The 12437-nt window shown below is 67.6% G+C and carries 12 protein-coding genes; 10 read left to right on the forward strand and 2 right to left on the reverse strand.

Going from position 1 to position 12437, the window contains the following annotated elements:
• Positions 1-261: 261 nt before the first annotated feature.
• Both Herbaro_RS19210 and Herbaro_RS19215 read right to left on the reverse strand, forming a co-directional pair.
• Positions 262-1116, reverse strand: a complete 855-nt coding sequence (locus Herbaro_RS19210; protein ID WP_275011206.1) for an IclR family transcriptional regulator — start codon at positions 1114-1116, stop codon at positions 262-264.
• Positions 1103-1981: an IclR family transcriptional regulator gene (locus Herbaro_RS19215; protein ID WP_275011207.1), complete on the reverse strand. Its 879-nt coding sequence runs from the start codon at positions 1979-1981 to the stop codon at positions 1103-1105. The genes Herbaro_RS19210 and Herbaro_RS19215 overlap by 14 nt, the downstream gene beginning before the upstream one ends.
• Before the next feature lie 745 nt (positions 1982-2726).
• On the opposite strand from Herbaro_RS19215, the gene Herbaro_RS19220 reads away from it, so the two are divergent.
• The 10 genes from Herbaro_RS19220 to Herbaro_RS19265 all read left to right on the forward strand — a co-directional run bounded on the left by Herbaro_RS19220 (position 2727) and on the right by Herbaro_RS19265 (position 12431).
• A complete protein-coding gene (locus Herbaro_RS19220; protein ID WP_275014059.1) occupies positions 2727-3632 on the forward strand; it encodes an SDR family NAD(P)-dependent oxidoreductase in 906 nt (301 codons plus the stop codon).
• Positions 3633-3651: 19 nt separating this feature from the next.
• The gene (locus tag Herbaro_RS19225) at positions 3652-4545 is read left to right on the forward strand and encodes a MaoC family dehydratase (RefSeq protein ID WP_275011208.1); all 894 of its coding nucleotides are present in this window, start codon (positions 3652-3654) and stop codon (positions 4543-4545) included.
• Positions 4546-4583: 38 nt separating this feature from the next.
• The gene (locus tag Herbaro_RS19230) at positions 4584-5363 is read left to right on the forward strand and encodes a citryl-CoA lyase (RefSeq protein WP_275011209.1); all 780 of its coding nucleotides are present in this window, start codon (positions 4584-4586) and stop codon (positions 5361-5363) included.
• 16 nt (positions 5364-5379) lie between these two features.
• Positions 5380-6171, forward strand: coding sequence for an enoyl-CoA hydratase-related protein (locus Herbaro_RS19235; protein ID WP_275011210.1), 792 nt, complete (start codon positions 5380-5382; stop codon positions 6169-6171).
• Between the two features lie 103 nt (positions 6172-6274).
• Entirely contained in the window at positions 6275-7417 is a 1143-nt protein-coding gene (locus tag Herbaro_RS19240) for an ABC transporter substrate-binding protein (RefSeq protein ID WP_275011211.1), read from the forward strand.
• A gap of 68 nt (positions 7418-7485) precedes the next feature.
• The gene (locus Herbaro_RS19245) at positions 7486-8358 is read left to right on the forward strand and encodes a branched-chain amino acid ABC transporter permease (protein WP_275011212.1); all 873 of its coding nucleotides are present in this window, start codon (positions 7486-7488) and stop codon (positions 8356-8358) included.
• 11 nt (positions 8359-8369) lie between these two features.
• The gene (locus Herbaro_RS19250) at positions 8370-9266 is read left to right on the forward strand and encodes a branched-chain amino acid ABC transporter permease (RefSeq protein ID WP_275011213.1); all 897 of its coding nucleotides are present in this window, start codon (positions 8370-8372) and stop codon (positions 9264-9266) included.
• Positions 9263-10066, forward strand: coding sequence for an ABC transporter ATP-binding protein (locus tag Herbaro_RS19255; protein ID WP_275011214.1), 804 nt, complete (start codon positions 9263-9265; stop codon positions 10064-10066). The genes Herbaro_RS19250 and Herbaro_RS19255 overlap by 4 nt, the downstream gene beginning before the upstream one ends.
• A complete protein-coding gene (locus Herbaro_RS19260; protein ID WP_275011215.1) occupies positions 10063-10800 on the forward strand; it encodes an ABC transporter ATP-binding protein in 738 nt (245 codons plus the stop codon). Before Herbaro_RS19255 ends, Herbaro_RS19260 begins: the two co-directional genes overlap by 4 nt.
• The gene (locus Herbaro_RS19265; protein ID WP_275011216.1) at positions 10800-12431 is read left to right on the forward strand and encodes an AMP-binding protein; all 1632 of its coding nucleotides are present in this window, start codon (positions 10800-10802) and stop codon (positions 12429-12431) included. Before Herbaro_RS19260 ends, Herbaro_RS19265 begins: the two co-directional genes overlap by 1 nt.
• The last annotated feature ends 6 nt before the right edge of the window (positions 12432-12437 follow it).

A 12437-nucleotide genomic window follows, 5' to 3' on the forward strand; every position in this document is an offset into this window, starting at 1 on the left:
ACCGCGGCAAGTCTTCAATTTACAAAATTACCGAATGAAAAACCGAATTCCATTGGTTTTACGAACGGCGATTATATTGACTTATTGACAATATTATTAAATCAAAGGGCGGTAATTTTTAGAATTGTTGTCAAAACAATACTGTTTTATTCACTCCCGGCAAGCAATTGCCGGCCGGCATGGCAAGCATTAACGCGCGAAAACGCGATCGCGGCAAGCTCTGCCGCGACCGTCGCCATGGCGTCGGAGGAAAGGAGAAAGTCAGAACAGGCTGCTGTCGACGCCTTCGAGTTCGAGCGTCAGCAGACGCGCGGTCTTCATCAGCGCCGGCGCCAGTTCGTCGCGGATCATCATGCGGTCCGGCAAGGGTCCGACCGCACTGCAGTTCAAGCCCATCGGCATGGGCGGCTTGCCCAGCGCCAGCGGCACGCTGATGGCGAAGGTATCGCGCTGGTATTCTCCGGCCGCCAGGCAATAACCGTGGGTGTCGAGATCGCCGAAGGCGCGCTCCATCCTGGCCACCACCTGCGGGCCGTGCTCGCCGCTCTTCTTCCAGATGCCGAACAGCAGACGCTGGCGCTCTTCGGGCGGCTGCGACCAGACATAGGCGCGCCCGATGGAACTGAGCGCCATCGGCACCGTGCGCCCCACGCCCAGGCGCAGCGTGGCGATCTTGCTGCCGTTGCAGTACTGGATATAGACCATGTCGAGATGATCGGCCACGGCCAGGCCGACCGACATGTCGAAGCGGTCGGCGAAGTCCTGCATGATCTCGCGCGCGATGCGCGGCGCCGGGCTGTTGGCCAGGTACTTGTGGCCCAGCCGCAGGCCGCGCACGCCGATCTGCACGCGCACGCCGTCGGGCGCGCGGTCGAGATAGCCCAGCGCCACCAGGGTCGCGGCCAGGCGCGAGGCCGAGGCCTTGGAGAAGCCGGTGCGGCGCACCAGCTCGGCATGGCTCAAGGGCTTGGCGCTGCCGTGGAACACCTTCAGCAACAGCAGCGCGCGCTCCAGCGTGTGGGTGCCCGACGAGGCCTCGGTTGCGGCGTCCTCGCGCACCACGTCGGGCAAGGTGGCGTCATCGGCGCGCGCGCGGGAAGATTCAGAGCGGCGCACGGCGCGCCTCCATCTTCTGCAATTGCCGCCCCATCGCCAACAGTTGCGGCCCGGCGCGTTGCTCCACGCGCGCCTTGGTCAGCGTGCGCGACTGGCCGGCGCACAACAGCACCATCGGCAGGCGGTCCTCCAGCCTGAGCGGCGCGGCGACGACGGTGATATCGGGCCCCCAGTCGCCGGTGGAAACGCAATACGACTTGTCGGCGATCTGCGCCTCGGCGTCGGTCAGCTTCTGGCGCACCGCCATCCATTCGTCGCGCTTGTGATAGGGCCGCATGTGGTCCAGCAGGTAGCCGCGCTCGTTCTCGTGCAGGCAGGCCAGCAAGGCCCAGCCCACCGGCGAGGAGGCCATCGGCATGTGCTCGCCCACGCCCAGGCCCACGGTGGCGGCGTTGGATGCGCTGTGGCAGTTCTCGAAGAACACCATGTCCAGACCGTCGCGCCCGGCCAGCGCGACGAACACGCCGATGTCGTCGGCCAGCTTCTGCATCAGCGGACGCGCCTCTTGCACCACGTCGGTGTCGACCATGGCGGCGAAGCCGAGCGTGAGCACCGCCATCGCCAGGCGGTACTTGCGGCGCTGTTCGCTGTAGGTGAGATAGCCCAGCGCGGTCAGCGTCTGCGCCAGGCGCGAGACCGTCGCCTTGGGCAGGCCGGTGCGCAAGGCGATGTCCTGGTTGGCCAGCCAGTCGGACTCGCCCAGGAAAGCGTCGAGCACCGCGAAGCCGCGCTCGATGGGCTTGATGATGCCCTGGGCCGAAGCGTCGCTGCGGAACTCGGGCGGATTGGGCGCGCGCAGGACGATGCGCACGTCCTTGCGCGCCTCGCGGCGGCGGCGCGCGGGCGGGCTGGCGGCCGCCTTCATGCGGGAACCGCCGGATCGGCGAAGCGCCAGCGGATGCGCCGCGCGAGCGCGATGGAAAAAATCAAAGGTTCTCCTTGCGGCGCATCGTCATGAATGCGCATCTGTCGTGACTAGCAGGCGCGACCCTGCCAGCGTGTTCTTGCATATTCTCGCGTGTCCTGGCGACACCATGCGACAGCCGCCGCGACAGGGTCAATCGATGAATATTTTATGTTCCGTACTTTGAAACTTTCAATCACGTTTTGATCTGCGGATGGGCGATGCTGCGCTGCGCCAGTCACGCATGCGGTCGCGCAGGTGTCCGTTGCGGGCCTGGGTCCGTCGAATCCTTCCGCGCCGGCCGGCGTCATGAATATTTTCTTGCGCAGTGCACGATGCAGCAGCGCAACGCCGGCGGCCGCCATGGCATGTTTTGAAAGGCATTTACCTATTCCGTTGTACGGAACAACCGCCAACCCCGGCTTGACACCCCTTCCCCGCTTCCAGACTATACGGTCAACGCAGCACCTGAAGCGTCCATCGCGACGACGCCGCACCCGGCGGAACACAACAGAAACAAGCAAGAGAGACACGCTGATCATCGCCCGCGACAACGGCGCGACGGCAGCGCAGGCGGCAACCAAGAACGGCGCGACAGCCGGCAGCCGCCATCACAGCCAACCGAAACGAGAGCGCGAACAGACCCGCGGGGCGCAGCTTTGCCCATCGTTTCCGAACAGGGAAGAGAACCATGAGCACTCAACGCATGCTGGAAGGCAAGGTCGTCGTCGTCACCGGATCGGGCGGCGGCATCGGCCGCGAGATCGCCCTGGCAATGGCGCGCCAGGGCGCCGCCGTGGTGGTCAACGACATCGGCGCCTCGCTGGCCGGCGAAGGCGGCAGCGCCGGCCCGGCGCAGCAGGTGGCCGACGAGATCAAGGCCTTGGGCGGGCGCGCTGCGCCCAACACCGACAGCGTGGCCGATGCCGCCAGCGCCGAGCGCATCGTCGAACAGGCGGTGCAGACCTTCGGCCGCATCGACGCCGTGGTCAACAACGCCGGCATCCTGCGCGACGCGCTGTTCCACAAGATGAGCGGCGACGAATGGGATGCCGTGCTCAAGGTGCACCTGTACGGCGCCTACCACGTCAGCCGCGCCGCGGCGCTGCACTTCCGCGAGCAGAACTCGGGCAGCCTGGTGCACATGACGTCCACCTCCGGCCTGATCGGCAACCTGGGCCAGGCCAACTACTCGGCCGCCAAGCTCGGCCTGACCGCGCTGTCCAAATCGATCGCGCTGGACATGCAGAAATTCAACGTGCGCTCCAACTGCATCGCGCCCTTCGCCTGGAGCCGCATGATCAGCTCCATCCCGGTGAAGAACGAGGAGCAACAGGCGCGCGTGGACAAGATCAAGCAGATGACGCCGGACAAGATCGCGCCGCTGGCGGTGTACCTGGCCGGCGATGCGGCCGCCGATGTCAACGGCCAGGTCTTCACGGTGCGCAACAACGAGATCTTCCTGATGAGCCAGCCGCGTCCGCTGCGCTCGATCCATCGCGACCAGGGCTGGACGCCCGAAACCGTGGCAGAGCACGCGATGCCGGCGTTGAAGGCCAGCTTCGTGCCGCTGGATCGCTCGGCCGACGTGTTCCAGTGGGACCCGGTGTAAGCCGGCCGAGGCAGACGACATGGCCATCGATTACCACACCCTGAAGAACTGGCGCTTCCCGCCGCTGCGGCACAGCTACGACGAGAAGGACAGCATGCTGTATGCGCTGGGCATCGGCATGGGCGCTGCGGCCGCCGCCGGCGCCGACGAGCCTGGGCAACGCGGCGCGCTGCGCTTCGTCTATGAACATGAACTGCAAGCCATGCCCAGCATGGCGGTGATCCTGGCGCATCCGGGACTGTGGATGGGCGCGCCGGAAGCCGGCGTCGACCTGTTGAAGGTAGTGCACGGCGAACAGCGCCTGCGCCTGCATCGGCCGTTGCCCGCCGCCGGCAGCGTGACCGGCGTGTCGCGGGTGAAGGCGGTGGTCGACAAAGGGCGCGACAAGGGCGCGTTGCTTATCGTCGAGCGCGAGCTGCGCGACGCCGCCGGCGAACTGCTGGCGACGGTGGAGCAGACCAGCTTCTGTCGCGGCGACGGCGGCTTCGCCGAGCGGGGCCAGCCCAGCGACGAGACGCCGCCGGCGATGCCGCCTGCGCCGCAGCGCGAGCCCGACCTGGCGTGCGAACTGCCGACGCGCCCCGAAAGTGCGCTGGTGTATCGCCTCTCTGCCGACCGCAATCCGCTGCACGCCGATCCCGCAACCGCGCGCCGCGCCGGCTTCCCCTCGCCCATCCTGCATGGACTGGCGACCTACGGCGTGGCCTGCCACGCGCTGCTGCGCAGCTGCTGCGACTACGACGCCGCGCGCCTGCGCACGCTGGATGCGCGCTTCTCGGCGCCGGTCTACCCAGGCGAGACCATCCGCACCGAAATCTGGCGCGAGGCAAGCGCGATCCGCTTCCAGGCGCGCGCGCTGGAACGCAACGTCGTCGTGCTGGCCAACGGCACGGCGGAAATCGCGCCGGCCTGAGCCGCGCATCGCACCATCCACAAGACACGGAGAACACCATGACAACCAAGACCGCCGACATCCGATCCGACATCGCCTACAGCACCGCCGACCGCATCGTGGTGCGCGGCAAGAGCCTGCCCGACGAGATCCTGGGCAAGATGAACCTGGGCGACTTCGCCTACCTGCAGCTGACCGGCAAGACCGCCACGCCCGAGCAGTCGCGCATGTTCAACGCGCTGCTGATCACGCTGGTCGAGCACGGCATCACTCCCAGCGCGATCGCCGCCCGCATGACCTACGCCGGCGCGCCGGAGTCGCTGCAGGCGGCGGTGGCCGCCGGCCTGTGCGGCCTGGGTACGGTGTTCGTCGGCACCACCGAGGGAGCGGCGAAGATGCTGTACGAGGCCTTCGCCGGCGCCGGAGAAAACCCCAACCTGCAGGAACTGGCCGTGAAGACCGTGGCCGCCTTCCGCGAGCGCAAGCAGATCATTCCCGGCCTGGGCCATCCGGTGCACAAGCCGATCGACCCGCGCACGCCGCGCCTGTTCGCGCTGGCGGCCGAGAACGGCATGGCGGGCAAGCACGTGCAGCTGATCCAGCTGATCCAGAAGGAGGCCGAGCGCGCCACCGGCAAGGTGCTGCCGATCAACGCCACCGGCGCGCTGGGCGCGATCTGCTGCGAGTTCGGTTTCCCCTGGCAGATCGTGCGCGGCTTCGGCGTGATGGCGCGCGCCATCGGCCTGGTCGGGCACATCCTGGAAGAGTCGCAGTCGCCGATCTCGCACAAGCTGTGGCACGAGATCGAAGACCGCGCCAGCGCCCACCTGCGCGGCTGATCGCCGGAGCATGGACATGGACCAGCCTCCCGTGCTGTGCACCTTCGCCGACGGCGTGGCCACCATCACGCTGAACCGGCCGGAGCGCCTCAACAGCTTCATCGACGCCATGCACGACGCGATTGCGGCCTTCCTCGACCGCATCGAGCATGACCCGGCGCTGCGCGTGCTGGTGTTGACCGGCGCCGGCCGCGCCTTCTGCGCCGGCCAGGACCAAGGCGACCGCCAGCCCTTGCCCGCAGGCCAGAAGCGCGACATGGGCGCAGCGCTGGAACGTTATTACAAGCCGCTGGTGCTGCGCCTGCGCGCGCTGCCGGCGCCGGTGGTATGCGCCATGAACGGCCTGGCCGTGGGCGTGGGCGCGACGCTGGTGCTGGCCTGCGACATCGTCATCGCGCGCAGCTCCGCTTATTTCGTCCAGGGCTTCACCCGGCTGGGGCTGATGCCCGACGGCGGCGCCTCGCAGTTCCTGCCGCAGCGCATCGGCACGGCGCGCGCGCTGGCGCTGTGCATGCTCAACGAGCGCCTGGACGCGCAACAGGCGGCCGACTGGGGACTGATCTGGCGCTGCGTGCCGGACGAAGAGTTCGATGCCGAGGCGGCCGCCCTGGTGGCGCGCCTGGCCGCCTCCGCCACCCGCGCGCTGGCGCTGACCAAGCAAGCCATCCATGCCGCCGCCGGCAATACGCTGGCGCAGCAGCTGGACCTGGAGACCGCCTCGCAGCGCGCGCTGGGCTACACCGACGATTACCTGGAAGGCGCCAGCGCCTTCCGCGAGAAACGCAGCCCCGACTTCAAGGGGCGCTGAAGCAAGAAGAGAGCAGCAAGGGATGCCGGCGCCGACGCCGGCCATGAAAAATAAAGCGGCGACTGCGGCGATGGCCGCGGCGCCGGCCACAAAGGAGATGAAGATGACCAAGTTGAGCAAGGCTTTCAAGCTGGGCGTGATTGCCTGCGCCCTGGCGGCATCGGCCGCCGCGTCCACCGCGTCGTACGCCGCCGACGTCACCATCGGCGCGCTGTTCCCGCTCTCCGGCCCGAACGCGTCCTATGGCGACATCTTCGGTTCCGGCGCCAACCTGGCGGCCGAGCACATCAACGCCGACAACCTCCTGGGCGGCAAGCTCTCGATCCAGTACGAAGACAGCCAAGCGCTGCCGCAGCAGGGCGTGATCGGCATGAACAAGCTGGTCAACGTGCAGAAGGTGCCGTATGTGCTGTCGGCCTTCACCGGCGTCTCCAAGGCGATCTCCACCATCGCCACCCGCACCAGGACGGTGGCGGTCAACGGCGGCGGCGTCGGCCCCGACCTGGCGGAGCTGGGCCAGTACTTCTGGAACATCATCCCGCTGGCCAACTATGAAGTGCGCGCCATCATTCCCTACCTGGTGAACGAGCGCAAGATGAAGAACTTCGTGCTGGTCTATGTCGACGATCCGCTGGGCCAGGCGATCCGCAAGGAGCTCGAAGGCGCGCTGCCGCCGGCCGGCGGCAAGCTGGTCGAGGCGCTGTCGGTGCCGGCCACCGCGCAGCAGTTCGGCGGCATCGCCGCGCGCGTGCGCGCGGCCAACCCGGACGTAATCTACGTGGCCTCCTACGGGTCGCAACAGTCGCAGATCGTCAAGCAGTTCCGCGACAACGGCATCAAGCAGCCCTTCGCCAGCTACACGGCGTTCTCGATCCCCGAGATCAACGCCCAGCCTGAAGCGGCCGGCTCGATGTACACCTCGCAGAACATCGACTGGAACTCGCAGGATCCGGTGACCAAGCGCTTCGTCGACGACTACAAGAAGAAGTACAACAAGATGCCGACCGCCTACATCGCCAACTACTACAACGCGGTGCGCATGTTCGGCCTGCTGGCCCAGCAGCTGATCAAGAAGGGCCAGCCGGTCACCGGCGAGAACCTGCTCAAGCAGCGCGTGGAGACCAAGACCTTCGACCTGGTCGGCGGCAAGGTGAGCTTCGCCGAGAACGGTACCGTGACCATGCCGATGCAAATCAACGAGATCGACGGCAAGGGCGGCAAGGTGCTGAGCACCTCGGCCAAGTAAGCAATCCGGCCATGATGCAATGACGCCCCCAAGCCCGCGCCAGCGGGACGGGGCGCGAGGATAAAGACATGTTGCTGCTACAGCTGCTGATCAACGGGATACAGGTGGGCGCGCTCTACGCGCTGATCGCGGTCGGCTTTTCGCTGATCTTCGGTTCCACCCGCATCTTCCACTTCGCCCACGGCTCGGCCTTCACCATCGCCGCCTACGTGTTCTACGACCTGCTGGCGATCGCCCAGCTGCACTGGACCATCGCGGTGCTGGGCGCGGCGGCGGCCGCCATCCTGTTCGGGGTGGCGCTGAACCGCTTCGTCTACATCCCGATCCAGAAGCACGAGGGCTCCTTCTTCACCGTCTTCGTGGCCTCGTTCGGCGTGGGCATCGTGGTGCAGAACCTGTGCGGCATGCTGTTCGGCCGCAGCTTCGTGGCGGTCAGCACGCCGCTCTCGCGCAGCGTCGAACTGATGCCCGGCCTGTATGTCTCGCCGCTGGCGGGGATCGCCATCGCCATCGCGGTGCTGTTCTTCTTTGCGCTGCAGATGTTCCTGATGCGCACCCACACCGGCATGGCCATGCGCGCGCTGTCTGAAAATCCCGAGCTGGTGCGCGCCTACGGCCTGTCGCCGCGCCGCCTGTCGATGACGGTGTTCGCGCTGGGCTCGCTGCTGGCGGTGCCGGCGGCGGTGCTGTCGGCGGCCGGCTCGGGCCTGAACCCGGCCATCGGCCACCACGTGATGCTCATCAGCCTGGCCGCCACGATCGTGGGCGGCGTCGGCAGCCTGCGCGGCGCGGCCTGCGCCGGCCTGCTGCTGGGGCTGGCCGAGAACCTGGCGCTGGCCTGGTTCGAGCCGCAGTGGAGCGAAGCCATCACCTTCATCGTGCTGTTCCTGTTCATCCTGTTCCGCCCGTCCGGTTTCTTCGGCCGCGCCACAGCCAGCTGAGGCCAACTTCCATGCTCGCCTATCTCCTCAATCTCGCCACGCTCATGTGCATCAACGCGGTGCTGGCCATCACGCTGAACTTCATCATGGGCTATGCCGGGATCTTCTCGATCGCGCATGCCATCTTCTTCGGCGTGGGCGCCTATAGCGCGGCCTGGGTCGCCATGAACGCCAGCGCCAACATCTTCCTGGTGATCCCGGTGGCCATGGTGGTCGCCGGCGCGCTCTCGCTGGTGCTGGCGCTGCCGGCGCTGCGCGTGCGCGGCGAATACTTCGTGGCCGCTTCGCTGGGCCTGCAGGTGCTGGGCGTGACCGTGTTCTCCGAATGGAAATCGGTCACCGGCGGCCTGGGCGGCATGATCGGCATCCCGCCGGCCGAGATCTTCGGCCATGCCGTGGCCGACCCGGCGCAGTTCCTGCTGCTGGCGCTGTGCTGCCTGGTTCCGGTGCTGCTGGCCACCGGCGTGCTGCTGCGCTCTTCCTTCGGCCGCAACCTGAAGGCCATCCGCGACAGCGAGACCGCGGCCTACGCCTTCGGCAAGAACGTGGCGCTCATCAAGACCATGTCGGTGGTGATCTCGGCCATGCTGGCGGCGGTGGCCGGCGCGCTGTACGCCTTCTACATGGGCTTCATCAACGTCGAGAGCTTCATGCTGGACACCTCGGTGCTGCTGATGGCCATGGTCATCATCGGCGGCACCGGCACGCTGCTCGGCCCCATCGTCGGCACGGTGCTGCTGATGTTGCTACCTGGCGTGTTCAGCTACATGTCCTTCCTGCCGCAGACCGAAATCGGTTCGATCCAGCAGATCGCCTACGGCCTGGCCATGGTGCTGCTGATGATCTTCCGCCCGGGCGGCATCGTCGGTTCCGGCAAACCCCGCGCCGCCAAGGAGAAAGCCGCATGAATGCCATCATCGAACGCGACGGCGCCCTGCAGCAGGCGCAGCCGGACGCCGGCGGCGAGGTGCTGCTGTCGATCCGCCACCTGAACATGAGCTTCGGCGGCCTGAAGGTGACCAACGACGTCTCCCTGGATTTGCGCGCCGGCATCGTCACCACCCTGGTCGGCCCGAACGGCGCCGGCAAGACCACGCTGTTCAACCAGATCACCGGCCACCTGACGCCCAACAGCGGCGAGATCCTGTGGCGCGGCAAATCGATCCTTGGCAAGAAGCATTTCCAGATCAGCCGCCTGGGCATCGCGCGCACTTTCCAGGACCTGCGCCTGTTCAACCACATGACGGTGGAAGAGAACGTGCTCACCGTGATGGAGCCAACCTCCTGGATCTGGCAGCCGGGCGGGCGCGCCGCGCGCAATGAACGGCGCGAGCGGGTGCAGGCCATCCTGCAGCGCACCGGCCTGGCGGCCAAGGCGCACACCCGCGCCATCGACCTCGCCTACGCCGAGCGCAAGTTCCTGAGCATGGCGCGCATCATGGCCGCGGATGCGAAGATCTGGCTGCTGGACGAGCCGGCCTCGGGCCTGGACCGCAGCTCCTACGAGCTGTTCCTCGACCTGCTGCGCACCGAGGTCAAGCGCGGCGTGACGGTGTGCATCATCGAGCACAACCTTGACATCGTGGTCGGCATCTCCGACCGCATCGCCTTCCTCGACCAGGGCAAGCTGCTGGCCGACGGCCTGCCCGACGTCGTACTGAAGGATCCGCACCTGGCGGCCATCTATTTCGGAGACCAGAACGCATGAGCGCCCAACCCAACCAAGAGAGCCAGCCGCTGGTGCTGGAGACCCGCGGCCTGGTGGTCGGCTACGGCGGCCGCCCGGTGCTGCGCGATTTCGGTTTCGCGCTGCGCCCGGCCGAGGTGCTGTGCCTGATCGGCCACAATGGCGCGGGCAAGTCGACCTTGCTCAAGACCCTGTTCGGCCTGGTGCCGCGCCAGGAAGGACAGATCCTGCTGGATGGGCGCGCGCTGGAGGCCGTCGAGCCGCGCCGGCTGACCGCGGCCGGCGTCTCGCTGGTGCCGGAAGGGCGCGGCATCTTCCCCGGCCTGACGGTGGCCGAGACCATGAAGATGGGCCTGTGGTCGGCCGGCGTGCCTGCTGCCGAGCGGGCCGACCGGCTGGAGTGGGTGATGTCGGTGCTGCCGGCCCTGAAGCAGTTCTACGAGCGCCGCGCCGGCAACCTGTCGGGCGGGCAGCAGCAGATGGTGTCGATCGGCCGCGCGCTGCTGTCGCGCCCGCGCTGCCTGCTGATGGACGAGCCCTCGATCGGCCTGGCGCCCAAGCTGTTCCAGGACCTGCTGCAACCGATCCGCCAGCTGCAGCGCGACACCGGCATGGCGATCCTGCTGGTGGAACAGAACGTGAAGGAAGCCCTGAAGATCTCGGACCGCGTGGTGGTGATGAAGTCCGGCGCCATCATCCGCGAAGCCCTGCCCGAGGAACTCAACGACAACGCCAAACTGATGGAGCTGTACTGATGCCTGCGACCCCCGACACCGAACTGCTGCAGACCATGCCGGCGCTGCTGGCGCGCAACGTCGCCCAGCGCGGCGACGCCATCGCCTTCATCGACGGCGAGCGCGAGATCAGCTACCGCGAGTTCGACCGCATGGCTGCGCATACCGCGGCCTGGCTGCACCAGCAAGGCGTGCGCCCCGGCGACCGCGTGGCGGTATGGCTGGTCAACCGCATGGAATGGCTGGCCATGTATTTCGGCCTGGCCCGGCTGGGCGCGGCCATGATGACGGTCAACACGCGCTACCGCTCGCACGAGCTGGCCTACATCCTGGAGCGCTCGGAAGCGTCGCTGCTGGTGCTGCAGCTGAACTTCCGCAAGATCGACTTCCCCGCCGTGCTGCGCGACGTGCCGGCCGACGCCGCGCGCACCCTGCAGAAGGTGGTGGTGGTGGACGCCGGCGGCGCCGCCATGCCGCCCTCCGTGCTGGGCAAACCGACCGTGGCCTTCGACCTCGCCGGCCTGCAAGATGCGGCCATGGCGCCGGTCGATGATGTCTCCTCGCCCGAGGCGCACAGCATCCTCTTCACCACCTCCGGCACCACTTCCGGCCCCAAGCTGGTGCTGCACCCGCAGCGCACGGTGACCACCCACAGCCAGCGCGTGGCGCCGGCCTACGGCTTCACCGAAGAAGGCACGCGCCTGCTGGCGGCGTTGCCGTTCGCCGGCGTGTTCGGCTTCAACGCGGCGATGGCGGCGTTCGCGGCCGGCAAGCCCATCGTCGTGATGGACACCTTCGACGGCCCCGGCGCGGCGCAACTGATCAACCGGCACCGCATCACGCACGTGTTCGGCAGCGACGAGATGTTCCGCCGCATCATCGAGAACGGCCGCGGCGACCTGCCCTTCCCCAGCGCGCGCGTGTTCGGCTTCGCCTGCTTCCACCCGGGCATCGTCGAATACACCCAGGCGGCCTGGGCGCGCGGCATCCCCATGATCGGGCTGTACGGCTCTTCCGAGGTGCAGGCGCTGTTCTCGCTGCAGCAGCGCGCGCTGCCGCTGGAAGAACGCATCAAGGGCGGCGGCATGCCGGCCAGCCACGGCATCGGCGCCGAGGTGCGCATCCGCGACGTCGACAGCGGCGAGCTGGTGGCGGCCGGGCAAAGCGGCGCGGTGGAGATCCGCGCCGACACCAATTTCATCGGCTACCTGAACAACCCCGAGGCCACCGCCCGCGCGATCGACGCCGATGGCTTCTTCCGCACCGGCGACGTCGGCTACCTGCGCGCCGACGGCAGCTTCGTCTACGTCACGCGCCAGGGCGACGCCATGCGCCTGGGCGGCTACCTGGTAAGCCCGGTGGAGATCGAGGATGTGATCAAGACCGTGCCCGGCGTGGCCGACGTGCAGGTGGTGTCGGTCGACATCGGCAACCAGGCGCGGCCGGTCGCCTTCGTCATCGCCGAGGCCGGCAGCAGTCCGGCCGAGCAGGACATGGTGCGCGCCGCCGGCGCCGCGCTGGCCGCGTTCAAGGTGCCTGCGCGGATCTGGCTGGTGGACGAGTTCCCCACCACGCAGAGTTCCAACGGCACCAAGATCCAGCGCGTCAAGCTGCGCGACATGGCGCTGCAGCGGCTGGCCCAGGCCGCGTAACCAAGG

The sequence above is a fragment of the Herbaspirillum sp. WKF16 genome, assembly GCF_028993615.1.
Taxonomy (GTDB): domain Bacteria; phylum Pseudomonadota; class Gammaproteobacteria; order Burkholderiales; family Burkholderiaceae_D; genus Herbaspirillum.